The following is a 26643-nucleotide window of genomic DNA, read 5'->3' as shown; positions in this document are numbered from 1 at the left end:
ATATATTCAAAATATTTAGCATAGCGTTTTAGGCATTTTCGTGCTCGAGTTGGCCCGTCATAAAATAGGCTCATCACCATCTTCTAGTGATGAGCCTATTCCCAGTCTTTTCTTCATTCTATGACTATTGATTTTTCTTACGTAATCTACCCATTAAGCTTTGTATTTCGAGCTTTTTTTGCTCAGTTTCTTCCTTTAAAATTTCAATTTGATAGATGCCATCAATTTCTTCAATTAGCACGCGATCGCCAACCTGTACTGGTTTATTCATGGCAGATTGTAAAATGATTAGCTGATCCTCTTCCTCTGGGTACTTCAAAAAAACTGCATATCCATCTTCAATACGGTCTAAGGTGTATTTAGTCGAGCTCACTAACAAGTTCCCCTTTCACATTACGTAATTGTGCAGCATCCCCATCATTTAGCCAAATCTGTTTCTTTGTCCACTTTAAATAATTTTGACCGTCTCGTGCATTTGAGCCACTTGTGACATAAATCGTCTTCCCTGGCTGCAATGTCACATTCGGGAAGTTAAAAACTTGATTCCCTTCAATCGATATTAGCTGCCAATCTTTTAAAGACACTGCTTCATTACCATTATTTTTAATGCCTACTACTTCTTCTATTAAGTCCTTACTAATAATCTCAACACTTGCACTAGTCGCTTTTGGTATTGAGACACTTGAACTAGTTGTTTGTGGTTCCGAGGCAATTGTTCCTGACATTTCTTTCGAATTCACGTCATAGTTTACCCCATCTGTTGATACGATAACAGTTCCTGCTTCTGCAGTTGCGTAAATTTTACTGCCAATTGCTTGTAAACGCTCAACTACTTCAGCGTGCGGATGACCATACTTATTGCCCTCTCCATAGCTTAAAATTGTCACCTCAGGCTGCACTTTCTGAATGAACTCCGCAGAGCTACTCGTGTTAGAGCCATGATGACCTGCCTTTAAAATCGTTGCTTTCACATCGTTCTGCATCATCTCTTTTTCTAACGCTATTCCCGCGTCGGCTGTTAATAAAAATGATACATTGCCATAAGCAACTTTTAAGACAATGGAAGCATCATTATTATCTGTTGCATGTTCATTGGCATTTAACACCTTCACATTAATATCATCATCAAACGCTATACTATCGCCTGTTTTCGGAACATTATAAGGAATATTCTTCGTATCAATTAGTGTCAGCATCTCTTCAAAAGTTTGAGATGTATGTACCTTCCCTGAATCATAAAATTGTCCGATATCTAACGAATTCAACACAGGAATTAAACCACCGATATGGTCTGCATCGGGATGGGTTGCGACCACTATATCAAGCTTGTTCACACCAAGCTCCTTCAAATAGGAAACAACCTTTTGCCCAGCTCCTTTAACGCCTCCATCAACAAGCATTGTCTTGCCGTTTGGGGATTCAATAAAAATCGAATCTCCTTGTCCTACATCAATAAAATGTACGCGCATTTCATGTCCCGCAGTGACGGATACTTTCTCCGTATTTAATGTCTCCGTACAGCCTGCTAATAAAAAAATACAAAGGAGCACTACTATTAATTTTTTCATTTACTAACTTCCTTTCTATTTTTCTATTATACAAAAAAGAGATGATATACTCCCTTTTTCAATTAAACTAAAATCCATCACATGGGGTTGATTTCCGTTCCGACTGGGGGCGTCCGATGAGCCGCTTCACTCGCTTTGCTCGCTCCAGGGTCTCATCTGTGACGCTAATCCCTAAGGAGTCGCCCAGCCTCCACTCCAATCAACTTATTTAAATTGCTAATGTCATCCCTAACTCTTAGTGACAGACTTAATTTTTCATCCATTTTGTATATAATTCCTAAACATTTCCTTTGTTTTCATGCGAATAAAATAATAAGGTTCTTGCATTGCCTGTTGGACACTAATATTTTCATCTACTAATGATTCAACAACAGTAAAATATTCGAGCAACGCAGGTTTATCATTTTCATCTATTGCCCCTGACAATAAGATAGCCTGTACATTCGCTAATGTTGCAGCCTTCGCCACTCCTATCGGTGCTTTCCCATGTAATGTTTGACGATCCGACTTTCCTTCACCTGTCATAACAAACTCGGCACCTTTTAACTGCTTTTTCAACTGTACTGCATTCATCACAATCTCAATACCTGCATGAAAACTGCCGTTTAAAAATGCTATTAATGCGCCTCCCATTCCACCTGCAGCACCTGCTCCTCTGTAGTCGTGCAGTCGGATGTCAAATTGCTTTTCAACAATGTCTGCAAACTGCTTTAAGCAACTATCAAAATAAGCAATTTGATGCGCTTTCACACCTTTTTGAGGTCCAAAAACAGCTGTTGCCCCACGCTCTCCAATCAATGGATTATCAACATCACATGCAATATTAAACGTTGCTTCAGCCAATCGGGGATCTAGCTGACTAACATCAATTGAAGCTAAACCTAATAGTGCTGAAACCCCATCAGCAATTAAAGTGCCGTCTTCTTTTTTCAATCGCAGTCCAAGAGCCTTTAACATGCCTATACCAGCATCATTTGTAGCACTACCGCCAATTCCGATAATAAATTTCCTAAACCCTTCATCAAGAGCGGCCTTGATGAACTGCCCCGTTCCGTACGTTGATGCAAGCTCAGGATTTTTTTCTTTCTCCTGTAACAGCATAATACCGGATGCCTGAGCCATTTCAATAACGCATGTTTCATTATCACCGAGAACACCATATTTCGCTTCAATTACTCTCCCTAATGGGTCAAGCACATGTTGTGAAATATATCGACCATTTGTTGAGGCAACAAGTGATTCTAGTGTTCCTTCACCACCGTCTGCAATTGGTAAAATGATTGTTTCAATTGATGGATCAACATCTAAAATTCCTGCCTGCATTGCTTTAGCCACATCGCTGGCTGACAAAGTCCCCTTATAGGAATCTGGACTAATAACGACTTTCATGTTATACCTCCTTTTACAATCATTATAAAATTCAGATTAGAAATTTGCCTGAGATTTATCGGAATGATTTTTAAATTTATCGGAACATTTTGCGATTTTATCGGAATGTTTTCCAACTTTATCGGAACATTATCGAGATTTATCGGAATAAAAGAGGCAATCTGAATATACTACGTCAGATTGCCATCATTTTTTATGCCTTATATAATTCGTCTAAAAACTCGATTTTTTTACCGATTGCCTCTTCAAACGTCATGATGTAGGCAGCTGGATCTTTTGGATTATGGAACTGTGCAATCTTCCCTGTTTCAGGATGTACAAATTTAGAGGATGCTCCACAGCCAATCCCTAAAATTGTCTGTACTTCTTCCATTATGACAATATTATAGATGCTCTCTTCGCCAGCTTTACTGTAGCCGACATTTTCTAAATTACCTAAAATATTTTTTTGACGATATAAGTAGTATGGTACATAATCATTTTCCTTCGTCCATACTTGTGCCATATGCATCATTTGTGCAACAGTATCACGGTCTGCTACCTTGTATTTATCCTTATTACGTGTCATTTCCGATGCACGTTTAAATGATAATGTGTGTACAGTTAGCGATTCTGGCTGCATTTTTGCAGATTCATCTAATGAATGTTGGAACTCTTCAATTCCTTCATTCGGTAAACCAATAATTAAATCCATATTAATGTTATTCATGCCTGATTCACGTGCTAACCAAAACTTATCAATTGTTTCCTGTACCGTATGATGACGACCAATTGCTTTAAGTGTTTCATCTGTATACGATTGAGGATTAACACTTATACGGTCAATGCCCCATTTTTTTAACACGTCTAGTTTTTCAGGCGTAATCGTATCAGGTCTACCCGCTTCGACAGTTACTTCACGGATTGTCTCAGGATGCGGGAAGGATTCATGCATCGTCTGATAGAGTGCATCCATTTCATGTGCCTCGATAGATGTCGGTGTACCACCACCCCAATAAATGGACGTGATTTTCATATTATTTTCCTTCAGCCATTTTCCCATTTCACGTAATTCAATATGCAGCCCATCTAAAAATGTAGCAACACGACCTTGTTTTCGATTGCTGCCAATCGCATAGGCTGGGAACGTGCAATAGGCACATTTAGTCGGGCAGAAAGGAATGCCGATATAAATACTTATTTCTTTACCGATTTCATCTATATCAGGAATCGTCACTAACTGACGAGCAACTATTTCTTTTAGTAGCGCTACCTTTTCTTCCGACAGACGGAAATCACGAATAAGAATATCTGCAATTTCTTCCTCACTCTTCCCAGCCTTTCGGAATTTATGGTAAAGCTTCGTTGGACGAACACCCGTTAAAATTCCCCATTGCTGATGCATTCCCGTATGTTGCTCTAACACATCTAAAAATACGTGAGACAAAGCACGCTTCATACGAATATTTAGCTCACGTCCCTCAGCTTCAGATTCATATTGAATACGGTAATCATTCGTATAACGCTTACCGTCTACTTTGAGCTCAGCTTTAGTAGAAATCGAGAAATCATCCCCAACGTTATGTTCGAATGATACTGCCATATCTGTTCCTTCAGACTCTACCTTTAACTTGGAATCCTCAAAAAATAAATTCGCAATATGATTTAATACACGAATCCAATCCTCAGGATATTTTTGATCTATGTGAATAATTTTCATTTTCTTCGCTCTTTTCTCTCAAAATTACAGTACCAATAGTTTAACAAATTTTTATTACGTTAAGCAAAGCCAGAAATAATAACAGAACATTCTGTCTACCGATACAAAAAATCCATTTTGAAAAAATTTATCAAAATGGATTCTTATCTTTTAATTATCTATTGCCACATTTGTTTTGAATTTCTCTTCTTTTAGTTTAAGAATTTTTCTTAATTCCATGCTTACTTTCTCCAAGCCTTCCATATCGGGTATAAAATAAGAAAATTTACCGATATATTGATCTTCTCCTTTTATTTCTAACGATTTCGTAGATATGTTTTTAGAACTCAAATATTGCTTTTGGAGTGCGTAGATTTCATTAGGGTTTAAATCTGTTTCTACGTTTTTCCCTAAAATATCTGCAATTTGACCAATTTTAAATATTGTATTCGTCGATTTTGCTTGATTAATTGTTGCAGTCAAAAATTGTCTTTGTCTCTCTTCGCGTGAGTATGAAGCATTAACAGGTCTGTATCGCATTCTTACAAATGCAAGTGCCTCTTCCCCGTTTAAATGTGCCTCTCCTTTATGAAATTCTATCCTTTGTTTTCTATCGTAAATATTATCTTCCCAGAAGTCCTCTTTTACATCTATTGTTACTCCACCTAAAGCATCGACAATATCTCTAAAGCCATCAAAGTTTACTGCAATAAAGTTATCTATCGGTATATTAAGGAATTTTTCAACTGTCTCTAATTGCAGCTTAATTGCCCCATAGCCTGTAATTGATCCGTAATTATAAGCGGCATTGATTTTATGTATACCTGTATATTCCCCTGCATTTTCAATTTTTACTCTTGCATCTCGAGGTACTGTAATTAAGTTTATTTCAGATGTATCCGGGTCTAAGGTAATGACCATTTGAGTGTCTGCCCGACCATCCTTCGTCTTACTAGAATAATTTTCAACCCCCAATAATAGAATTGAGATCGGATCTTTTTTAAATGATACATCCTCTTCCCTAAGCTCTGATTTATTTCCTGCTCTATTTAAATCGACCTTTGAACTATCATAAGCATTTTTAAATTTAACAAACGCATAAGCTCCATAACTAGTTACGGTTAATAGTGAAATTAATATTACTAGTAAGGTTATTTTAAAAACTTTATTTTTAGGTTTCGCTTTTTTAGAGCTTCTAGTTTTTCTTTCCAAATTAAATCCTCTCTTCTATTTGAATTCCTGAAGTAAAGTCATTTTCTCCCTTAATTAAGACGCTGTTTGTCCTTTAGAGTTTCCTATAATAAATATTTTTGGAAATTAAATTCTAAAAATCCCCATAAAGGTAAATCTACCTTTATGGGGATTTTTAAAATTATTTTAAGTATTCCTCTACAAATTCAACTGGTACATATGTTTTATTACCTCCTAACAAAGCAGGGGCTGCATTAAGTGAGCGTAATGCTTTGTTATAACCAAACATTTTTTCTCCACGAGTAATTGTGTAAGATAAATTACCTTTAGATACAATTGCACCCTTACCTGTTGACTCCACTGTATAACCAAGCTTTTCGGCAATCAAACGCAACGGAACCATCTTTGTTCCATCAACTTCATAATAATCTGTCGCGATTATTTCTGCTATTTCTGCATCTACAGTATTTCCTGATTCGTCATCAAGAACAATTACTTTCGAAGGGGTTGTTTGAGCGGGGATACTTTTTGTTGAAGCTGTATAAAAAACAACTAAGTTCTTCTCTACTAAATCTTTAGCTGTAACTTTCTCTCCCGTCGTATTTAAAAGCTCCGTGTTTTCACCAATGCTTAATTTTAACATATCATAAGTATTTGTTAGGTTTTCAAAGAAGTAATCAACTTCAACAAATCCAGCTTCCTTAGTTTCAACAATGACAACATCGGGATCGAATTGTGGTGGATAAATTAATTTTTGTGGCTTGTTCGCAAATGTATAAGCTACTATTTTATCCCCTTCTTTAAGCTCCACTTTTTTACCTGTATTATCGAAAACAAGTGTCTCTTTTGTTATCTCTAAAATGTTTGTTTGATCGGCATCTTTTACTGTGAAATATGTAATTTTCCCACTAGAATTGACTTTTTCAACTGTTCCATAAGTAGTATTGAAAATGTGAACAGGATCAATTTGAATTTGTGGTAGTTGTTGTTCTGTCTCTGTCGGATTTTCTTTTGCCGAAGCGACTGGTATTACTACACTTCCAAATAATAATGCTGTCATTGCTGCAGGTGCAAATTTTTTCATGTTCATAAAATCTCTCCTTATTATTAGGTTCATAGTAGTAGTAGTTTTAGAATGGTAAAAGTTTCATTAAAAACAGGAAAATTTGTGATAAAAACCATTTACAAGTGAATATCGATTATAATTAGCAATAACGAATGGAACGTAGCGGCAGCAACAGATGTTTTTTTGTGCGAAAGCGTAGTGCAACGTAGCGGCAGCAACAGATGTTTTTTGTGCGAAAGCGTAGTGCAACGTAGCGGCAGCAACACAGATGTTTTTTTGCGAAGCGAAGCGGTAAGATCCTTGGTCAAGAAATTTCACATAAGAAAAGTGCGAGAAATCAATGTTTCGAAAATTGATTTCTCGCACTTTTTAAAGTTTTGACTAGTTTTGTCCTATCCTCTTTTCTTTTGGAGTATTAATACCTACTCCTTTATCATTTCCCTTAATCCTGTAATATCGATACCGTTTAATGCTTGAGTTGCAAGGCGATCGGCTTCAGAATTTTCTTTACGTGATATAAGCTTGTACTCTGGTTGAATACTGAGTTCCTCTAGTTTTGCATCAATTTTATCTGCCCAGCTAGATAAATTCTTTTCAAGTGCCGGCCATTCTCCGCTCAATTGATTGATAACAACTTGGGAATCACCAGTGAAACAAACGGGCAAATGGTGAACATTCAATAGTTCAAGCTCGACTAATCCCAAATAAAGCGCTGCGTATTCTGCCTCATTGTTGGATTTAAGCTCTGCCGAAAAAGAATTTTGTCGTAATCGATATGGCTTGCCATTTTGCTCATAATAAACCACACAGCCTAGGCCCGATTGATTTGTTGCACGATCAAAGCCCCCATCAAAATAGACTGTAATATTGTGTGGCTCAGTGTCAATTTCCTTTAAATATGCCTTGAGTTCCTTTAAAGACCAATTTGTATCCTGTCGATCGACACAATGCAGCGATTTTACTCTCCCTGTCCGCTCCATGTCCTCTGCAAGTAGTAATGCTTGAGCTGCTGGCATTTCTTCTGAACGTAAAACAGTTTCAGCACCCTTTTTCGCTTTATAGGTCCATTCAATGATTACATGCATAATATAACCTCCAATAGATATTGAGCCATAAATTGAAAACGTGCTCCGGCTTGCGGAAACACGTTTTTCTTCTTACTTGTTATATGTGCAACTATTAGTATTTTTATGCCTAAGAAAGCTATTTGATCAGATCGATGATAGCATCTGTTTTTTCAGAGCTCTCGTTTGTGACGCTAGAACCTGTTGTTTTGCTGCTTTGATGTTGAACATTGCCGCTAGATTATGCTTTTCCGCCGCTTTGATGCTCAACTTCGCCGCTAAATTATGCTTTTCCGCCGCTTGGATGTTCAACTTCGCCGCTAAATTATGCTTTTCCGCCGCTTTGATGTTCAACTTCGCCGCTAAATCATACTTTTCCGCCGCTTGGATGTTTTTCTTCGCTGTTAAAATTCTTCATACAATGCTTGAATAGGTTTTATTAAAATGCGGTTTACTTCTTCAATGATCTTACTTAGCTTCATTTCTGCCTCAAGCATTGCAGAAATTTTTGCATTTTGCTGTGCAAGCTGTGCTGCTTTTTGCGCGTATACAAGTTCATCTTCCAAAATATCTTCGCCAGTTAATTGCTTTTTCTGTAGGTCAATTTGAACCTTACGGAAATTTTTGAATAAATTTACTGCCTCTGCATCTTCCTTAACAGCTGTCACTGCTTCTTTCAACGCTTCAAATTCAGGTGTTTTACGTAAAGTTGCCTCTAACGCATTAATTTCATTGTAAATATTAATCATAAACATAATTCTCCTTTTTAAATGAAGTAAACAATTAACCCTTGCACAATCCCAATCAATCCACCAAGAACTGCACCAAGTACTGTAATCATTTTAAACTCACGCTTTGAAATACCTAGTACAAGCTCCTCTAATTTCGATACAGGGAAAGAATCAACCTGCTCACGTACTACTTCTTGTAAATTTAAGCGTTTCAACACATCTTCTAATTTATCTTCAGCTTTTACAAAAGCTTTTTCAATCATTTGTGGGATTACTGTTTCCTTCATCCATGAATTACCTTCTGGCCAGTAATGCGAAATAGGATAATTCAAACGCTCTTCAACTGCTAATTGTTCTTTTACGTAAGTTTGTAATTTCAATAATATTTGTTCAAAACGAATATCCTTTAAGAAATCCATTGCTGGGCGATCTTTCAATTTTTCTAATTCTTGAGTAAAAATTTTCGTTAGTAATGTTGATGTTCCTGGTGCCTGTAAAAGTTTCACAAGTTCACGTTGAACCTTTCCTATGAGCGACGAAGAATCACCTAAAAACATATTAATCATTCCACCAAGTGATCCTTTTGACGATAAGAAGTCATCAATCATCGCCTTAATTGTCAGTTCGCCCTCAGGTGATAAAAAATAATCCTCACCTTTTTCTAAAATATGATCAACCGCTACTGGTATCTTTGCATCAATAGTATTTTGAATATCTGCTGATAGTAGTGTACGAATTGATTTTGTTGATAGTGTATTCTTAACTGACTCAAATTGTCCCTCAACAATTGCTTCTACCTTCCGCTCAATTGTTGCTGGCATATTGGAAAACCCAGCTATTGATAGCCAATCTTGAATTGTTTTATCATTTGTAAAAATCGTTTCTTCTACCTTTGTTTGTACAAACTGTTCTACCTTTTCCTGAATATCCTTTGAGAAAAATTTCTTTCTAAAAGTTTCTGGTGTTAATAAATAATTCACAACCGTTAGCCCAAGTTGCTTTGCTAATTCGTCACGCCGTTTCGGAATAAGACCTGGTGTGAATGGCACGCGCCAATTTTTAATATATATAGCTTTATGTGGTCGAAAAAGCATTTTAATAGCGAGGTGATTCGTTACACCACCGATTGCAGCACCGATAACGGCCATAAATATTAATGTCACTAGAAAATTATCCATTAGTATCCTCTCATTTCAATTGTATTCACTATTGGCGTATTTTGTCGCCTGCTGCACTAATTATAGCAGAGCAATGATTTTCTACGAAAGAATTACCCTCTATTAGATTAACTTTTTTATCCATCTTTATTAATTTGAAAAATACTGATTTCCGCTATGGGCTACTTGCTTTAATGCGGGATTCGAGTAGTATAAGCAAAATATCAACAAAAAATCCTTTTTCAGCTCATTACTGATAGGAATGAGATTTGTAGTTGCAAAATTACCACTATCCTTGAATAATATTAACTACATATATAAGAAATGGGGTTTGGTTATGATTCAGCATTTTAGCTTTAAGCCTTTATTTGAAAATTCTCAGCTTCCAGGTTGGTCTATTTCTTTCTTTTATCAACGTGAACGTTATTCAGCGGAGTACTTAAAAGATGGCGTTATCCAATGGAATGGAGCGATCCCTCCAAACGAAGAGGATGTAAAAAAAATGATTCATGAGCTTATGTTGTACCATGTTTACGACTGATCAATTTCGCCTTGGCGTAATTGTTGCTGTCGCTTCGCTTTCGCACAGAAAAACTTACAGCTGTCGCCAAAACTTTTTCTGAATAAAGATAAAAGTAGTATTTTCTTGCGCCGTTATTGCATAAAAACACCTATTTTTTACTAATTTTAGCACTGCTATTAGCTTAATATTGTTTATGTATATTGAAATTCCCTTATTTTTCTTATACATTTATGTTATTAAGAATTAAAGGTTTTTTATGCAGGAGGCTATTTCAATGAGTAAAGTCACTCTTTCTGATGACTTAAACAGTTATAATTCAAAAGCATTAATTCGTGCAAAAGTAAAAGAAGTTTTTTCCGAATTTTCCGCTAAAATTTTCGAGTTAGCGAATGAGGCTGAAGCTATTGATAGTAAAAAATTTGAGGCTCTTTCTGGCTTTAAAAGTGATTTCTACAATGAATACTGCAGTCAATTAAAAGGATTTTTCGATTCATCTACTAGTACTTTCGGAAAAAGGCCTGTAAAAAATATATATTTAACGTATAATGGCAAAAATTATCTTTTTACACAGCAAGGTATAACAGAAAAAGCACCTGTTACAATTGCACTTTACTCAGGTGAAATACCGTTTAAAGAAACGCTTCACGATGTGGAAAAAGCGTGCTTAAAATTACGTTTTCAACAACAATAAATAAAGCAGAAGGAGCCGTCTCATATGAATGAAATTGGCTCCTTTAAATTATCGCTCTTCATTAAAACAAGGGGCAGATTTCCGTTCCGACTGGGCGCTTTCCTGGGGCGTCCGATGAGCCGCTTCGCTACGCTGCAGGGTCTCGGGCCAACACGAAGTTGGTCACGAAGGCGTTATCACAGGATGTGATGCTTTTAGTCTTCGTTCCTCTATTGCTAATCCCCATGGAGTCGCCCAGTCTCCACTCCAATCAACCTCTTTACTTAAAGTATATTTTTTCGTATCACTCTAATTTATAATCATAAAACGTAACTTCAGCTACAGATGTTTTGCGAAAGCGAAGCGACTTTCCACGACATCCACATAGATTTCTTTGACTAATTTATTTTCAACACAACAAAAGAGCCACCCCATATGAATGAGATGGCTCCTTTTTGTTGCTATTAAAAATAATTCATTTAAAAAAATCCGCAAGTATAGCTCTCTTGAGATTTTTGACGTGTCGTTTTATATGAGATTAAATGCTTCTTTCTCTAAACAAACTATCTTCTTTGCTATATTTAAAGTTAGCATAACAAATTTCTATTTTCAATCTTTTGGTGTTTGAAATTATTTAATTTTTTCAATTTACGGTGTGAAGATCAAATCAATTATTCCTCGGCATAATTGCGTCTGGGGGCTTTAACTTCTCTCAGCGGATGTTTTTTGTACCGAAAGCGTAGCGACAGGTACAGATGTTTGGACCCCCGCTGAAAGAAGTTAAAAAAATTGTTGTCAATATTTGTGTTTTGCCTATAAATATTTTATGATTAAATCATTCAACAATTTTTTAATATCATAGGAGGTGTACACTTTGTTTACCTCCCTCATTTGGGCGGGGACAAAGGAATTATTTGGACGGAGACATAATGGAAATAACCATAAGGTTGGTGGCATTTGCCCTACTAATAATAATGACAGGATTTTTCGTTGCAACTGAATTTGCAATCGTTAAAGTAAGATCTACACGTATTGATCAATTGCTTGCCGAAGGGAATAAAAAAGCTAAAAATGCAAAACGTGTAATTTCGGATTTAGATGAATACTTATCTGCATGTCAATTAGGTATTACGATCACTGCTTTAGGTCTAGGTTGGCTTGGTGAACCTACATTTAAGATTATCTTAAATCCAGTGTTTGAATTTCTAAATTTGAGTGAAAATTTTACTACTGTCCTTTCATTTATACTTGCATTCTCAATTGTAACGTTTATGCATGTAGTTATGGGGGAATTGGCGCCAAAGACACTTGCCATCCAAAAAGCAGAATTTGTAACATTAAACCTTTCTGGCCCATTAATTTTATTCCACAACATTACGTATCCAATCATTAAGCTGTTAAACGGATCTGCACGTGGCTTAACAGGCCTTTTCGGTTTAAAAATGATGTCAGAATCAGAAGTAGCCCATACAGAAGAAGAGTTACGAATGATTTTGTCGGATAGTTTAAAAGGTGGAGAAATTAATACTTCAGAATATGAATATGTGAACAGTATTTTTGAGTTCTCTGATCGTCTTGCGAAAGAAATCATGGTTCCACGTACTGAAATCGTCGGTATTGAAAAAGAACTAACGATTAGAGAAGTATTCGATTTAATGGGCGTTGAGCAATATACCCGTTACCCAGTTATCGATGGTGACAAAGACCATATTATCGGCTTAGTCAATATGAAGCACTTATTAACTGCTTACATTAAAGATCCTGCAAATGGTGATAAGCTAGTGATTGACTATATGCAGCCAATTATTCGCGTAATGGAAACAACGCAAATTAACGATTTGTTACTAAAAATACAGCGTGAACGCATTCATATGGCCATTTTAATGGATGAATATGGTGGAACATCTGGTCTAGTTACGATTGAGGATATTATTGAGGAAATTGTCGGTGACATTCAAGATGAATTCGATGAAGATGAAATTCCAGAGGTTCAGGAAATTGCAGAAGATCACTTTATTTTAGATGCGAAGATGCTAGTAGAAAACGTAAATGATATGCTAGGTACCGACATAGAAGATGATGATATTGATACAATTGGTGGTTGGTTCATGACAATGCGCTTTGATGCAGTCGAAGGAGACAGTATTGAAGAACAAGGTTATGAATTTATCGCAAAAGAATTAGATGGTCACCATATTTTATACTTAGAAGTTCTGAAATTACCTGAACGTGATTTATCAAATGACAACGATGAGTAACTAACTAAAATCTATTATGTCTCGGCATAATTGCGTTTGGACAAGCGCTAAAAGAAGATAAAATGCCTTATCGTATTTGCCTTGGTAAGATAAAAATCACGCTTATACGATTCAGGCAAAAAATAGTATTTTGCTCACAGCCTATAGTTTCAAGAGCTTCTACTTAAATATATCGCAAAAACGACTCCCTTACACGAGAAGGGGGTCGTTTTATTATGCCCGATGGGAGCCAACTGACACGGTGGTATCGCTATTAACAGCCTTTGTGGCGATCGGTAGTGCAGTTTGAACTTCAACACCAAAAAGGTCTATGGTTCACCGATTCCCATTGCTAATTGTAATAGAAAAGCATAAACCAAAAGTAATACATTTGCGAAAAGACCGATCCAACCGAAAATACGTTTTTTAGACAATACCAAAGAGACTACTGCAAATATAATACCGATGATTGCTAAAATGCTATACAAGGTGATACCAAAATAAATATCAAAATCTGGCCCCCTTTTTAAATAGAAAAAAATAACACTTATTATGACGGGTAATAACGATGAAACACTTAAAATGTCTCCTACTTTTTTCTTAGCCAAACAACTACTCCCTCCCTACAGTAATAAACAATTTGTCACCATCATGAGGATTAATTACAGTTGTACTATTCACCCAACAAACGTCAGAATATTCTTTTTTATTATACAGTACATAAGTATAGAAATGTATGCTTTCACATTTATTTTAATGTAAAAAATCCCTAACAAATAAGCCTCCTATCCATTATAGACAGGAAGCTTAATTTGTTTAATTATTTAATTGCAATATAAATATCGACCTGAGCTTCTTGTGGATTGGCACATCGTTCATCATACATTTCAAAGTCACCTGTGTATGCTCGCTCTACATCTGAGCTTGCGAACCAGGCCCAGACATCCTGCCAAGCTTTTACGACAACTTCTTCAAATGGACCTTTGTCAGAAGTAAAAATTAAATATTTTGCAGCTGGTACTGTTTTTACGACCATACCTTCAGGAATTTCGTCGGTAGCTACTACTTCCACTCCAAGTGTAATTGAATACTCTCCATTAACATCTGTTTCGTAGTCAGAATACAGACCATATGTTACTTGATTTACTGCATTAGCTATTTGTCCCGTTACATCTTGTTGATAAAAGTTCGTCCATAATTGTGGGATTTTTGCTTGTGAGGTAATTTCATTCGCGTTGCTTGTTCGTGATGAAATTCCAACGATTTGAAATGATTCTTTATTGTTCACAACTGGTTCTTGTATGTCATGCTTTCTCCATCTCTTTAAGCTTGGTAAAAAAGAAGTCAACATTTGGCGTGCTTCTTCTTCCCTCATGCCATCTTCCTTTAAATGCGGCACACAAATTTCAACCATTTCTTGAACTGTTAGATTTGGCTGCTTCAACTCTCCTAATTCATAACAATATGTGCAGTAATCCTGACTTTTGTGTCCTTCTTTTTCTGTACCAAGTAAAGCCTCATCCACTAATGGCATTCCACAGCTTTGACAATAACTTTGCATCATTAAATCCACCCTTCGTTCAATTTGTTTTGACTATAACAAAGGAAACCTGACATCTGTATGTCATCTATTAGGTAGAAGTTAATCATTTTTATACAACTCAACAATTTCCTGCGCCCGTTTTAGCACAATCTCACTTATATGAGGTGGTTCTAAAACTTTTAGACGATGACCAAAGCTAAGAAGAAAGCCGTATAACCATTCATCCTCAGGCAATGCAATGTTAATAGTTGAGCTCTCATTATCTACATGTTCCGCGCCAAATGATTCTTCTACTAAGGTCGTTATTGAAGAATCGAAAGATAACGTAAGGTTTACGATATTTTGAGGGCGATGCCACTCTTTGTCCCATGGGAGTTCAGACAAGTTGACTTCTTTGCGCTGGAATGTCGTCACATCTTCTTTTATATCCTTCATTCTAGAAATTTTAAATAAGCGAAAGTCCTTTCTCAATGTGCAATAGCCGTAAACATACCAAACTTTCCCCTTTTGTACTAAAGTGTGTGGCTCTACTAGTCGTCTTGTCATACAACCATGTGTAGTAGAATACGTAAAGCTGATACAATGCTCATGTTCAATCGCATTTTTTAATAACGTAATCTGTTCCTTAAAAATAACATTTGGCCCCCAAGGACTAAGGTCTATAAATAATTGATCGATAGATTGTTTAACTTTCTCATCAGCGACACCTGTTAATTTTTCAAGTACTGCTTCAGCATGTGAATCCTCGTATGTTGTCAGCGCACTTTTAATGGCAATAGAAAGTGAAGTAAGCTCCTCCTTCGTCAGCACCTGCTTATCCACACGATAGCCATCAATTAAACTAATTCCACCATTAACCCCCTGCTGGCTAATAACAGGAACCCCAGCACAGCTCAGCGTTTCAATGTCTCGATAAATAGTACGAACTGACACATTAAATAAATCGGCAAGCTCCTGGGCTGTCACTTTTTTACGATTTATTAAAATCATTATCATCGTTAAAAGACGCTCTAATTTCATATTTGTACTCCTTTATTATAAATCCTAATTATCCTACGCTAATTACGCTTTACCTACTAATTCCCTATCTACTTTAAGTATTTTTTAAGTACTTTTTGAGTTTTATTTAAGTCAAATGCACTATAATAACGCCTAATAAATTATTACATTCATTATACTATTTTTACAATATAAGAAAAAAACAACTAAGGTACTTTTAATCTCTACTATAACTCCGTTGTTTTTAACAATAAACGCTTAATTATTTCAATTCTCTTAACACAACATATAAAATTTTTATCCTCTATATAGGGACGCTGAAAACTCTGAAGTAGAAAACTTTATAGTAACTATTTGTGGAAGTCCAAATTTCTATGTATAAAGGTTTAGCACGGAGTACAAGCCATCATCGAGAAAAAGCTAAGCAGATAAATCTTGTATGAAGAGATAGCCTATGAGGAGACCCGACACTAACTTATGGAATACAAAGAGATAAATTATGGTGTCAAATTTTTAATTTTATGTGGAATTTACTTTTTAGTGCCCACCCTATATTCGAAAAGCATTTTCAAAACAACAAACTAGAGTTTAATGGTTTTCAATTTAATTGTAAAAAGGAGATTTTGATGTGATTCGAGCCGTTTTAATAGACAATGAACCTTTAGCTTTACACTATTTTCAAAATAAATTACAAGCATTTCAACAAATACAGGTAATTCAAACTTTTACAAGTGTAGAAGTATTTTTAAATGAGCTTCCAATAATAGAATTTGACGTCATTTTTTTAGAGGCAAGGCTGAATGAACTAACTGGGCTTGAATTAGCTGATATGATCAAAACTGATCGTCCACATGTTAGTGTTATTTTTATAACTTCATATAAAGAATTCGCTTTACAAGCATATGAAATCGGAGGTCTTGACTACGTACTTAAACCAATTAGTCATGCTCGCTTAGAAAAAACTATTTCTCGTATTGAGCATGAATATTCCATTCAGCAAATGATTAAAAAAGCTTCGAAAACTATGTTAAACGTACAATGCTTTAATCAATTTGCCGCATATAGCAACAACAGCTTAGTTGCCTTCAAAACTGAGAAAACAAAGGAGTTATTTGTATATTTCATATTACATTCAAACATTCCTATTCATCGGGATTATTTAATTGAAATTCTATGGCCTGATTTAGACTATGTACGAGCAAAATCGAATCTTCATACCGCTCTTTCTTATTTAAGAAAAACCTTAAATAATATAGGTTATGCAAACTGTATTATCTTTTCAAACAAATACTATATCTTCGAGAAACCGAACATCCTTTGTGATTTATATGACTTTCATAGATATTATGAGGATTTCACGAAGTTAGAATTCCCACCAATTTCATTGATCAATCAATGTCTCTCAATTTATAAAAATGGACTCCTCATTTATGATGATTATGAGTGGGCTACTGCCTATAAAGATAAGCTGACGAAATCATACATAGATTTATTAGAAAAAGGTTTTCAAGCAACTTTACTAACGGATATTGATAAGGCATTAAATTTTTTAAATAGACTATTAGAGTTTGATCCATATAATGAACAAAAACTTGAGCACTATTTACACATTTTAATAAATGCGGGGTTTCATGAACAGGCAAACAAAGTATTCCTCGCTTATGAACAGAAGCTAAAAGATGACCTATCGATTTCGCCAAGCTCTACGTTAATTGATATTTCTAACAATGTCTTTGTTCAAAAATAAATAAAGGATTCATTCATTAAAAAACGACGGGCTACTACAATTTGTAGGAACTCGTCGTTTTACTTGTTTTTTTATATTTTATACACCGCTACCCTCTGTTAGCCCGTGCTTCACAGCGTAAAGAGCCGCCTGCGTACGATCCTGCACTTGTAGCTTTGTGAAAATATTAGAAATATGAGTTTTCACCGTTTTTTCTGTAACGAATAAAGAGGACGCAATTTCTCGATTACTTTTCCCTTTTGTAAGCTCTGAAAGCACATCCTGTTCACGAGGTGTTAGTGGGTTTAAAACATGAGGTGCATTATTTGATTCTTGGCGGTCCATTTCAAGAGTTGTTGTTGCATCTGGATGTATTGTATTTTCGCCTCTCATAATACGACGAATGGACAATACCAACTCATCAGGTTCAATATCTTTCAACTGATAGCCTGCAGCTCCTGCCTCCATTGCTGGCACTACATGATCACGATCTGAAAAGCTTGTCAGCATTAAAATTTCTATTTGTGGAAACTTAGCTTTAATACGCTTCGTTGCCTGAATCCCATCCATCTCAGGCATTACCAAGTCCATGAGTATAATATCTGGCTGTATACTTTCCGCTAAAGCTACTGCCTCTAGTCCATTTTTCGCTTCTCCTACAACTTCTATATCTTTCTGTGTTTTTAAGAAAAATAATAACCCACGACGCACTACATGATGGTCATCTGCGATTAAAACACGTATCATACTCTTCCCCCCTAATATGGCAAGCGGATTAACAACTCTGTTCCTTTGCCAATTTCACTAACCCAGTCAGCTTTGCCACCAACTGATTTTGCACGATCCTTTATGGATTGCAAGCCTATCGATAGTAGCTTCGTGTTATGATCAATGACGAAGCCTCGTCCCTCATCACGAATAACAAGTAAAATATCTGTAGAAGTAACCGTAATATAAAGTGCAGCCTCCAGCACACCAGCATGACGACGAACATTATTAAGTGCTTCTTGGGCTACCCGAAATAATGTTTCTTCGATACGTGATGGGAATTGCAGTACACCTGAGACCGTTACATGAAGCTTCAGGCCAAGCATTTCAGCATACACTTTTATCGCTTCAAGTAAACCATTTTCTAATCCTTTTGGACGGAGCTGCCAAATAAGAGCACGCATTTCTGTTAAGGCATCCTGTGTTAAGTGCTGAATCTCCTTAAACGTTTCCTTCACATCACAGTCATTTGTCATTTCGATACCAGCTCTCGCCGTTAATGTAACCGAAAAAAGTAGCTGATTCACGGAATCATGTAAATCTCGAGCTAGACGATTGCGCTCCTTCACAAGTGCCATTTCCTGCTCCTGCTTTGTCAGCAAAATACGCTTAATAGCTGATCCCATCTGAAATGCAACCGATTCAAGTAAAGCTAGCTCTTCCTCTGAAAAACGCACGGTGTCCTTCGATGCAACATTTAAGACACCAAAACGCTCTTGTCCAGATTGAAGCGGTACTGTCGCATGATGTGTGATGCCTTCGTGATCGCCAACATTTGCTGCAATGGCACTTTCAATACGTTGACATTCAATAATATTAGAGGCTTTTTTTAATTCCTCATTACGATAGCGGGAAACGCACCAACAGCCCCCTTTTTCTAAGTAATGGCAATTTCTATACTCCAGTGCCTCTGGTAAATTGACATGGACGACAAGCTCTGAGCGCCCTTTTTCATCGATAAAAAAAATCCAGCCCGTTTCAAAATTTGTGCCATTTAAAAATTTCACAAGTGCTCCCTTTAGCATCGACACAATTTCAGTTTCCTCGTTTAATAACTCTGCAATCTCTTTTAAAATACCAATATTGGAATGATCATTGTCCCTCACAAAAACACCTCTTCTTTGGCATTACTAATTTTAATGATAACATTTCAAAGTCTGGAACGTCTGCCTCAGCCGTTCATACTTTAGACTGAAATTTTTCAGCTTCTTTCCGGACGCAATTATGCCTCGGCATAGATAAAAATATACCTTATTTTGGGTAAGTTAATTTACATATAAAACTAGAACAACTATAATCGAACAAGTACATGGTTATACTAAGGAGAGAATTTTATGTCTAAAAAAGTGGAGAATGGCTTATTATTTATTTGGATTGTCTCTGTCGTTGCAACACTTGGTTCCTTATACTTTTCTGAAATTCGTCATTATGAACCTTGTAAAATGTGTTGGTACCAACGAATTTTCATGTATCCAATTGTCATTATGACAACGATTGCCTTTATTCAAAAAAATGCACGTATTGCTGTAACAACAGCTGTTTTTGCCATTATGGGAGGCAGTATATCACTTTACCATTACGGTATTCAAAAGCTAAGTTTTTTAGCTGATACTGCACCATCTTGTGGTCTTGTTTCATGTACTGGTCAATATATTAACTGGTTAGGTTTTATCACAATCCCATTTTTAGCGCTAACTGCATTTATTTTAATTGCAGGGGCAAGCTTTTATGTAATGAAGGCTGCTAAAACAGCAAAATAATTATGAGACCGTGTTCTACATTTTGGAATACGGTCTTTTCTACGGAGGAAGATGTATGTTTCACTATGAAATAAATACGAATAATTTGACAGTCGAGGATCTATTACGCAATCATTGGAGACTAGGTAAAAAGCTAGTCCATGAATTACGAATGGCGAAGGCTGTCACAGCAATGGACGGAGAGCCTATTCAGTGGAATGATCCACTCCAAGTAGGCACAACAATAAAATTTACATTCCCTATTCCGGCATCCAATTATCAACCGACACCAGTTTGTGCAATTGATGTCGTCTATGAGGATGACCATTGTTTGATCGTTTCTAAACCAAAAGGCATGTCGACACATCCAAATGATGCACGTGATACTCACACTTGTATGAATCATGTTATGGCTCATATTAAAGAGCAAGGTGGTACTTATGCGGAGCATGTCCATCGTTTAGATAAAGGGACACAAGGTTTGTTACTTGTAGCAAAGCATCCTTTAGCAAAATCAATCTTTGACCGTATGATTGAGGAAAAATCCATTATTCGAACATACGCTGCAGAGGTGCAAGGGAATTTACGCTCTACATCTGGCACGATTTCTGAAGGAATTGGAAAAGACCGACATCATGCAACAAGACGTGTCGTTTCAAAAACTGGACAGCATGCGGTTACACACTACGAAGTTGTAGCGCGCTATAAAAGCTCTTGTGTTGTCCATCTAATTCTTGAAACAGGAAGAACACATCAAATTCGCGTACATTTAGCACATATCGGTCATCCGATTATTGGAGATACAATGTATGGAGCAAGAGAAACCGCAAGTGGCGACTATGAGCTCCATGCTATTCAATTGGAATTCGAGCATCCATTTTTAAATAAGGTGATCGTTGTAAAGGATCAGCAGTAATTATCGTACTGCACTTCGAATTGTTGCACATAAGCTAACAATTCGAGGTGCAGTTTTTGTATGCTTAAATTTGCAAGACATTGTATCTTCGAGAAAAGTAATATTCCTTTACTTATAATTAGCTCATCTCCATAACGTGGGGTTGATTTTCGTTCCGGTTGGGGCGCTTTCCTGGGGGCGTCCGATGAGCCGCTTTTGTTGTTGTTGTTGCTGTAGCTGCGCTTCCGTACAGAAAACATTCGCTTCGCTGCAGGTTCTCGGGCCAACAGATGTTTTTTGCGCAAAAGCGAAGCGGCAGCAGCACCGATGTTTTTTGCGCGAAAGCGAAGCGGCAGCAGCACCGATGTTTTTTGCGCGAAAGCAAAGCGACAGCAGCACCGATGTTTTTTGCGCGAAAGCGAAGCGGCAGCAGCACCGATGTTGGTCACGAAGGCGTTATCACAGGACGTGATGCTTTTAGCCATCGTTCCTCTATTGCTAATCCCCAAAGGAGTCTCCCAGCCTCCACTCCTATCAACTTATATACATAGAATATGTTTCAATAAATGTCATACCCAATTTTTTGTGATGATCCTTATAATTCTAAAAAAGTATAAATATAATATTTAACATTTCATTCATCTATTTTTTACAGTAAATTTATTATACATTACCATTATTGGTAATGACGGTGGTTTTTTTTCATGATAGAATAGAGTAAATTGTCAGTCATCTGACATATTATGAGGGGGAATTTATTGATGAAATGGGTTAAAAGTATTGCAGCAACAACTCTAGCTGCTAGTTTACTAGCTACACCAGGTTTTGCCGCACATGCAGCGGAAGCAACACCAACAGCTAAGAAAGATGATTTTAAATTAACAATTCTACACTCAAATGACACGCATGCACACGTTGAAGACGCTCCAAAGCGCGCAACAAAAGTAAAAGAACTTCGTGCTGCAAATGCAAACTCACTTCTTTTAGACGCTGGTGATGTTTTCTCTGGTACTTTATACTTTAACGAATTTGTCGGAGAAGCTGATATGAAGTTAATGAACTTAATGGGTTATGATGCCATGACTTTTGGTAACCATGAGTTCGATTTAGGATCAAGCCCAGAAGGACATGCTGCACTTGCTAAATTCGTTAAGGGCGCAGATTTCCCATTACTAGGGTCCAACCTAGATTTCTCAAAAGATTCTTTATTCAATGGCTTACAATTTAAAACAGTCACAAAAGACTTTGAAAACGGTAAAATTTATGACGGTATTATTAAAGAAATCGATGGACAACAAGTAGGTATTTTCAGCTTAACAACAGAAGAAACACCTACGATTTCAAGCGTTGCTAACGTTCAGTTTGCAAACTATATCGACTCTGCGAAAAAAGCGGTAGCAGAATTTGAAAAGCAAGGTGTTAACAAAATTATTGCAGTTACTCATATAGGCTTCGATGACTCCGCTGATTGGGATAATGACCAATTACTAGCGAAAGCTGTAGAAGGCATTGATGTAATCGTAGGTGGTCATACACATACAAAATTAGACAAGCCTGTGAAAGCTGAAACACCATTTAAGAACCCTACAATTATCGTTCAAACAGGTCAATATAGCGAAAATTTAGGTGAAGTAGATTTAACATTCGACGATAACGGTGCCGTTGTTGACTATTTCGGTCAGTTACATGCTTTAAATGATAAAGAAAAACCTGTAGAAGCAGATCCTGAAGCTACAGCACTTTTAGCTCCATATAAAGAGAAAATTTCAAAAATATTAAATCAATCAACAGGCAATACAGCTGTGTCACCTCTAAATGGTGGTCGTGGTCTTTGGGGCGTACGTGCTGGAGAAACAAACCTTGGTAACTTAATTACTGATGGTATGCTTGCTGGCGCAAAGAAAATTGACCCAGAAGTACAATTTGCATTCCAAAATGGTGGTGGTATCCGCGCAAGCATTGATGCAGGTGATATCACTGTAGGCGAAGTTATGACAGTTATGCCATTCGGTAATGCTCTTGGCATCGTAAAATTAAAAGGTGCTGAAATCTATGAAATTGCTGAACATAGTGTGAAAGAATTCCCGCAAGAATTCGGTGGCTTCTTACACTTCTCTGGTTTACAAGTAGAATTTGACGGTAAAGCACCATCTGGTAAACGTGTAAAATCTATTAAATTAAATGGTAAAGAGCTAGATAAAGCAGCCTATTATAAAGCGGCAACAAATACATTTACTGCTAAAGGTGGCGACGGCTACGATACACTGAAGAAAGTTTATGAGGACGGTCGTGTAAGTGAACCTGGTACGATTGACTATGAAATGTTTATCGAACACTTAGATACATTGAAAAAAGTTGATTCAAAAGTAGAAGGACGTATTATCGCAACAATTCCATTTAAAGATATCGCAAAAGGTTCAGAAACAGCTGGCTTTGTTCGTGATCTTTATTACCGTGATTTAACAAAAGGTACTTCAGCAACAACATATTCACCAAACGCAAACCTAACTCGTGCACAAGCTGCATCATTTATCGCACGTGCCTTAAAGCTTGAAGCAAAAGGTCAAGCAACATTCTCTGATCTTGCGAATGTAAATCCTGCAACACAAAAAGAAATTACAGCACTTGCTGAAGCAGGAATTGTAAAAGGCGTGAATGGTAAATTCAATCCTAATACAAAAGTAACTCGTGCTCAACTTTCCTTAATGTTTGCTCGTGCATACAACCTACAACACGATGCAAAAACTGGTTTAAAAGCTGATTTCAGTGATATTTCTCAATACAACGCTGAAACACAAAATGCTATCGCACTTATGAAAGACTTAAAGATTGTTAGCGGCGTAAACGGTAAATTTATGCCTGGTAACAACGCGACACGTGCGCATATGGCTAAAATGCTTTCTAACTATATTCCTTTTGTAAAAGAATCTAAATAATATGTTTACAAAATCCCGCTTCTCAAATTAGAGAGCGGGATTTCTATTGCACTAAAAATTAAATTTAAAGTTATCTGGGTCTTGTCCAAATCGTTCATTACGATTTAACGTAGCTATTTTATCCATTTGAGCTAGCGTTAGTTCAAAATCAAAAATCTGTGCATTTTCCTCAATACGACTAGGTGTCACAGACTTCGGAATAATAAGTGTATCATTTTGTAAATGCCAACGCAGTACTACTTGAGCAGCTGTCTTCCCTATTTCACGACCAATTTCCATAATCGTTGGATTATCAAGTACTCCACCACGACCTAATGGAGACCATGCCGTAACAGCAATTCCATGCTCACTACAAAATGTTCGTAAAGCTTCTTGCTGTAAATATGGATGCACCTCTACTTGATTGACCATTGGTGCTATATTTGCTTTAGCTAAAAGCTTTTGTAGATGATGCTCATGGTGATTTGAGACACCTGTTGCACGAATTAATTTTTCATCATATAAACGTTCAATTACTCTATACGTTTCTTCAAATGTTTCGGGTACTGCCCAATGCGTTAAATATAAATCTAAATAGTCCATATTTAACTTTTTCAATGAAACTTCAAAAGCTCGTAATGTTTCATCATAGCCTTGGTCATTATTCCAAACCTTTGTCGTCACAAAAATATCCTCACGTTTAACGCCTGAATGACGAATAGCTTCGCCCACCTCAGCCTCATTACCATAAAGAGAAGCCGTATCAATAGCTCGGTAGCCAAATTTAAGAGCTTTATCAATAGCCTGCAAAGTCTCATCACGCTCTGTCATTTTATAAACGCCTAAGCCAAAGCGAGGCATTTCCACACCGTTTGCTAATGTTTTTGTTGATTGTAAATTCAAAAATAACAACCCCTTTCTTTTCCTAGTTCCATTATACAAAAAATTGGTTTTAAGAAATATAAGGAAAATTTTCGGGGTAATGTCTTATTGATCTTTCGCTTCCTCTTTATAATCATCTACTTGAATAGGATCTGGAATTCGATTGTCTTCTACTAGCTCTAGACCATCACGCAAATGCTCCATCTGCTTCCCTAAATCCTGTAAATCTTTAAAGTTTCTAGCCATTGTACCGTTTTCGATATTCGGAACCTTTTTTTCCATTATTATCACCTCTCCTATAGTTTTCCCGAAATAGTTATTTCTGAACCATTTCTGACATATTTTATTCCGCTATGTCGTTTCATTTTTAAAGTAGATAGGCTATACTAAAAAGAGATTTCTTTATAAACATGAGGAGGGTTCTTCCATGAGTTTAATTTTAATTATTGGTGTAACTGTTGCGTTCTTAGCTGCTATTTTCACTGCTGGTTACGAAGGCGACTACAGATCAGAGAAGTAATACCTCAAGAAAATCACTAAGCATGAATATATGCTTAGTGATTTTTTTGTTGTTGAAAAACTATTGTGATGAAATAAGGTGCCCTCTTAAATAAAGTTTGGCTCTTCGGCAAAGTGAGAAGTTGATTTCCGTTACAACTGAGTGCTTTCCTAGGGGCGTCCGATGAGCCGCTTCGCTTGCGCTCTAGGGTCTCATCTGTGACGCTGATCCCCGAGGAGTCACTCAGTCTCCACTACAATCAACTTATTCATATGACATACATTTTTCAAAATGACATTCCAACCTTCCGATAATGGATCAAAATTTATTAGAAAATTCACTTGTATAACCTTTTCCATTACGTGAAATTGATTTCCGTTACGACTGAGTGCTTTCCTGGAGAGCCCGATGAGCCGCTTCGGTTACTTCTCTTATTTTTTGGAACAATATAATTACTTGACATTCTGTACTTTATAAAATAAACTTACTTACATAAAGTAAGTTGATAATTAATAATAACTTATATTCGGAGGTAGTTTACTATGCATTTTCATGAAAAACCTAACACATATGTCACTAATGTTGAAATTAAAGTGAGCGATTTACAACGTTCATTAACTTATTATCAGGAGGTTATTGGCTTTAAAGTTTTACATCAGGAATCTCATAGAGCGACTCTAACAGCTGATGGCAAAACAGCATTACTGACAATCGTCCAACCTGAAACAGTAGAAGAAAAAACGAGCTTAACAACTGGACTTTATCACTTTGCAATTTTATTGCCTACTCGTCGTGATTTAGCAAATATTATTACTCATTTCCATAACAAGGGCGTGTACTTCGGAGCATCTGATCATGATGTAAGTGAAGCACTTTATTTAAATGATCCTGATAATAATGGTATTGAGGTTTATGCGGATCGCCCTGAAAATGAATGGACTTGGCATTTCGACCAAGTGCATATGGTGACTGAACCTCTTAAAATCCATTCTATATTAGAGGAAGGCGATGGCAGATGGGATGGGCTACCAGCTGATACGGTTATGGGACATATTCATTTATCAGTTTCTAATTTAGCTGCCGCAGAGGAGTTTTATACAAAAGGATTAGGATTTGAGATTGTCACTCGCTATGGAGCACAAGCTTTATTCATCTCAACTGGCCGCTATCACCATCATATCGGTTTAAACACTTGGCACTCTGAAAACGCACCAAAGCTTGGTAAAAATCAGGTTGGCTTACAAACATTTTCACTCCGTCTAGATAATGAAGAGCAAGCAGCAGCAATGAAAGAAAATCTTCGTGCAATTGGTGCACCTGTTATTGATATAGATGGTGGCTTCCAAACAGAGGATCCATCAGGTATCGTTGTTTTATTGAAATTTTAAGAGTGATGTGACGTA

At 36.6% G+C, this 26643-nt stretch carries 26 protein-coding genes; 8 read left to right on the top strand and 18 right to left on the bottom strand.

Going from position 1 to position 26643, the window contains the following annotated elements; genetic code table 11:
* Window positions 1-124: 124 nt before the first annotated feature.
* The 10 genes from ACYQ73_RS21450 to ACYQ73_RS21405 all read right to left on the bottom strand — a co-directional run bounded on the left by ACYQ73_RS21450 (window position 125) and on the right by ACYQ73_RS21405 (window position 9865).
* Window positions 125-373, bottom strand: coding sequence for a DUF3006 domain-containing protein (locus tag ACYQ73_RS21450; protein ID WP_460014318.1), 249 nt, complete (start codon window positions 371-373; stop codon window positions 125-127).
* Window positions 360-1568 carry an MBL fold metallo-hydrolase gene (locus ACYQ73_RS21445; RefSeq protein ID WP_460014317.1) on the bottom strand — a complete coding sequence of 403 codons (1209 nt, stop codon included), beginning with the start codon at window positions 1566-1568 and terminating at the stop codon, window positions 360-362. The genes ACYQ73_RS21450 and ACYQ73_RS21445 overlap by 14 nt, the downstream gene beginning before the upstream one ends.
* Before the next feature lie 255 nt (window positions 1569-1823).
* The gene (locus ACYQ73_RS21440) at window positions 1824-2957 is read right to left on the bottom strand and encodes a glycerate kinase (RefSeq protein WP_460014316.1); all 1134 of its coding nucleotides are present in this window, start codon (window positions 2955-2957) and stop codon (window positions 1824-1826) included.
* Between the two features lie 193 nt (window positions 2958-3150).
* Window positions 3151-4656 (bottom strand): coproporphyrinogen III oxidase, encoded by a 1506-nt coding sequence (locus tag ACYQ73_RS21435; protein WP_460014315.1) that lies wholly within the window; start codon window positions 4654-4656, stop codon window positions 3151-3153.
* Window positions 4657-4806: 150 nt separating this feature from the next.
* Window positions 4807-5847, bottom strand: coding sequence for an LCP family protein (locus tag ACYQ73_RS21430; protein ID WP_460014314.1), 1041 nt, complete (start codon window positions 5845-5847; stop codon window positions 4807-4809).
* A 160-nt stretch (window positions 5848-6007) separates the two neighbouring features.
* Window positions 6008-6916, bottom strand: a complete 909-nt coding sequence (locus ACYQ73_RS21425; protein WP_460014313.1) for a stalk domain-containing protein — start codon at window positions 6914-6916, stop codon at window positions 6008-6010.
* Between the two features lie 398 nt (window positions 6917-7314).
* The gene (locus ACYQ73_RS21420; protein ID WP_460014312.1) at window positions 7315-7977 is read right to left on the bottom strand and encodes a ribonuclease H family protein; all 663 of its coding nucleotides are present in this window, start codon (window positions 7975-7977) and stop codon (window positions 7315-7317) included.
* A 126-nt stretch (window positions 7978-8103) separates the two neighbouring features.
* Complete coding sequence (locus ACYQ73_RS21415) at window positions 8104-8310, bottom strand: hypothetical protein (RefSeq protein WP_460014311.1); 207 nt, start codon at window positions 8308-8310, stop codon at window positions 8104-8106.
* 50 nt (window positions 8311-8360) lie between these two features.
* Window positions 8361-8705 carry a YlbF family regulator gene (locus tag ACYQ73_RS21410; protein ID WP_460014310.1) on the bottom strand — a complete coding sequence of 115 codons (345 nt, stop codon included), beginning with the start codon at window positions 8703-8705 and terminating at the stop codon, window positions 8361-8363.
* Between the two features lie 17 nt (window positions 8706-8722).
* Window positions 8723-9865 carry a DUF445 domain-containing protein gene (locus ACYQ73_RS21405; RefSeq protein ID WP_460014309.1) on the bottom strand — a complete coding sequence of 381 codons (1143 nt, stop codon included), beginning with the start codon at window positions 9863-9865 and terminating at the stop codon, window positions 8723-8725.
* Window positions 9866-10181: 316 nt separating this feature from the next.
* On the opposite strand from ACYQ73_RS21405, the gene ACYQ73_RS21400 reads away from it, so the two are divergent.
* From ACYQ73_RS21400 to ACYQ73_RS21390, 3 genes are all read left to right on the top strand, one after another.
* A complete protein-coding gene (locus ACYQ73_RS21400; protein WP_100545624.1) occupies window positions 10182-10385 on the top strand; it encodes a YheE family protein in 204 nt (67 codons plus the stop codon).
* 256 nt (window positions 10386-10641) lie between these two features.
* On the top strand, window positions 10642-11058 hold the full coding sequence (locus ACYQ73_RS21395) for a hypothetical protein (RefSeq protein ID WP_460014308.1): 417 nt from the start codon (window positions 10642-10644) through the stop codon (window positions 11056-11058).
* Window positions 11059-11966: 908 nt separating this feature from the next.
* Entirely contained in the window at window positions 11967-13295 is a 1329-nt protein-coding gene (locus ACYQ73_RS21390; RefSeq protein WP_460014307.1) for a hemolysin family protein, read from the top strand.
* A 308-nt stretch (window positions 13296-13603) separates the two neighbouring features.
* Here the strand turns inward: ACYQ73_RS21390 and ACYQ73_RS21385 are convergent, their stop codons facing one another.
* From ACYQ73_RS21385 to ACYQ73_RS21375, 3 genes are all read right to left on the bottom strand, one after another.
* Window positions 13604-13882: a hypothetical protein gene (locus ACYQ73_RS21385; protein WP_460014306.1), complete on the bottom strand. Its 279-nt coding sequence runs from the start codon at window positions 13880-13882 to the stop codon at window positions 13604-13606.
* 212 nt (window positions 13883-14094) lie between these two features.
* Window positions 14095-14835 (bottom strand): effector binding domain-containing protein, encoded by a 741-nt coding sequence (locus ACYQ73_RS21380; protein ID WP_460014305.1) that lies wholly within the window; start codon window positions 14833-14835, stop codon window positions 14095-14097.
* Between the two features lie 81 nt (window positions 14836-14916).
* On the bottom strand, window positions 14917-15837 hold the full coding sequence (locus ACYQ73_RS21375; protein WP_460014304.1) for a helix-turn-helix transcriptional regulator: 921 nt from the start codon (window positions 15835-15837) through the stop codon (window positions 14917-14919).
* A gap of 607 nt (window positions 15838-16444) precedes the next feature.
* On the opposite strand from ACYQ73_RS21375, the gene ACYQ73_RS21370 reads away from it, so the two are divergent.
* Complete coding sequence (locus ACYQ73_RS21370; RefSeq protein WP_460014303.1) at window positions 16445-17563, top strand: response regulator; 1119 nt, start codon at window positions 16445-16447, stop codon at window positions 17561-17563.
* A gap of 78 nt (window positions 17564-17641) precedes the next feature.
* Here ACYQ73_RS21370 and ACYQ73_RS21365 read toward each other — a convergent pair whose 3' ends face one another.
* Together ACYQ73_RS21365 and ACYQ73_RS21360 are read right to left on the bottom strand one after the other, a co-directional pair.
* Window positions 17642-18289 (bottom strand): response regulator, encoded by a 648-nt coding sequence (locus ACYQ73_RS21365; RefSeq protein WP_460014302.1) that lies wholly within the window; start codon window positions 18287-18289, stop codon window positions 17642-17644.
* 11 nt (window positions 18290-18300) lie between these two features.
* Window positions 18301-19416 carry a GAF domain-containing sensor histidine kinase gene (locus ACYQ73_RS21360; RefSeq protein WP_460014301.1) on the bottom strand — a complete coding sequence of 372 codons (1116 nt, stop codon included), beginning with the start codon at window positions 19414-19416 and terminating at the stop codon, window positions 18301-18303.
* 228 nt (window positions 19417-19644) lie between these two features.
* Here ACYQ73_RS21360 and ACYQ73_RS21355 point away from each other — a divergent pair, with 228 nt between their 5' ends.
* Both ACYQ73_RS21355 and ACYQ73_RS21350 read left to right on the top strand, forming a co-directional pair.
* Window positions 19645-20070, top strand: coding sequence for a disulfide oxidoreductase (locus tag ACYQ73_RS21355; RefSeq protein ID WP_370080976.1), 426 nt, complete (start codon window positions 19645-19647; stop codon window positions 20068-20070).
* 55 nt (window positions 20071-20125) lie between these two features.
* Window positions 20126-20965, top strand: a complete 840-nt coding sequence (locus ACYQ73_RS21350; RefSeq protein WP_460014300.1) for an RluA family pseudouridine synthase — start codon at window positions 20126-20128, stop codon at window positions 20963-20965.
* On the opposite strand, the gene ACYQ73_RS21345 is transcribed toward ACYQ73_RS21350, so the two are convergent.
* On the bottom strand, window positions 20956-21429 hold the full coding sequence (locus ACYQ73_RS21345) for a hypothetical protein (protein ID WP_460014299.1): 474 nt from the start codon (window positions 21427-21429) through the stop codon (window positions 20956-20958). The two genes, ACYQ73_RS21350 and ACYQ73_RS21345, sit on opposite strands and share 10 nt — an antisense overlap.
* 276 nt (window positions 21430-21705) lie before the next feature.
* On the opposite strand from ACYQ73_RS21345, the gene ACYQ73_RS21340 reads away from it, so the two are divergent.
* Window positions 21706-23880: a 5'-nucleotidase C-terminal domain-containing protein gene (locus ACYQ73_RS21340; RefSeq protein WP_460014298.1), complete on the top strand. Its 2175-nt coding sequence runs from the start codon at window positions 21706-21708 to the stop codon at window positions 23878-23880.
* Between the two features lie 51 nt (window positions 23881-23931).
* Here the strand turns inward: ACYQ73_RS21340 and ACYQ73_RS21335 are convergent, their stop codons facing one another.
* Together ACYQ73_RS21335 and ACYQ73_RS21330 are read right to left on the bottom strand one after the other, a co-directional pair.
* Window positions 23932-24762, bottom strand: coding sequence for an aldo/keto reductase (locus ACYQ73_RS21335; RefSeq protein WP_460014297.1), 831 nt, complete (start codon window positions 24760-24762; stop codon window positions 23932-23934).
* Window positions 24763-24846: 84 nt separating this feature from the next.
* Window positions 24847-25023 (bottom strand): hypothetical protein, encoded by a 177-nt coding sequence (locus ACYQ73_RS21330; RefSeq protein WP_274067474.1) that lies wholly within the window; start codon window positions 25021-25023, stop codon window positions 24847-24849.
* Between the two features lie 759 nt (window positions 25024-25782).
* Here ACYQ73_RS21330 and ACYQ73_RS21325 point away from each other — a divergent pair.
* On the top strand, window positions 25783-26628 hold the full coding sequence (locus ACYQ73_RS21325) for a VOC family protein (protein ID WP_460014296.1): 846 nt from the start codon (window positions 25783-25785) through the stop codon (window positions 26626-26628).
* Window positions 26629-26643 lie beyond the last annotated feature (15 nt).

Source organism: Lysinibacillus sp. CTST325, assembly GCF_054665055.1.
The sequence above is the reverse complement of the archived record's forward strand: the minus strand, read 5'-3'. Positions and strand labels throughout refer to the sequence as shown.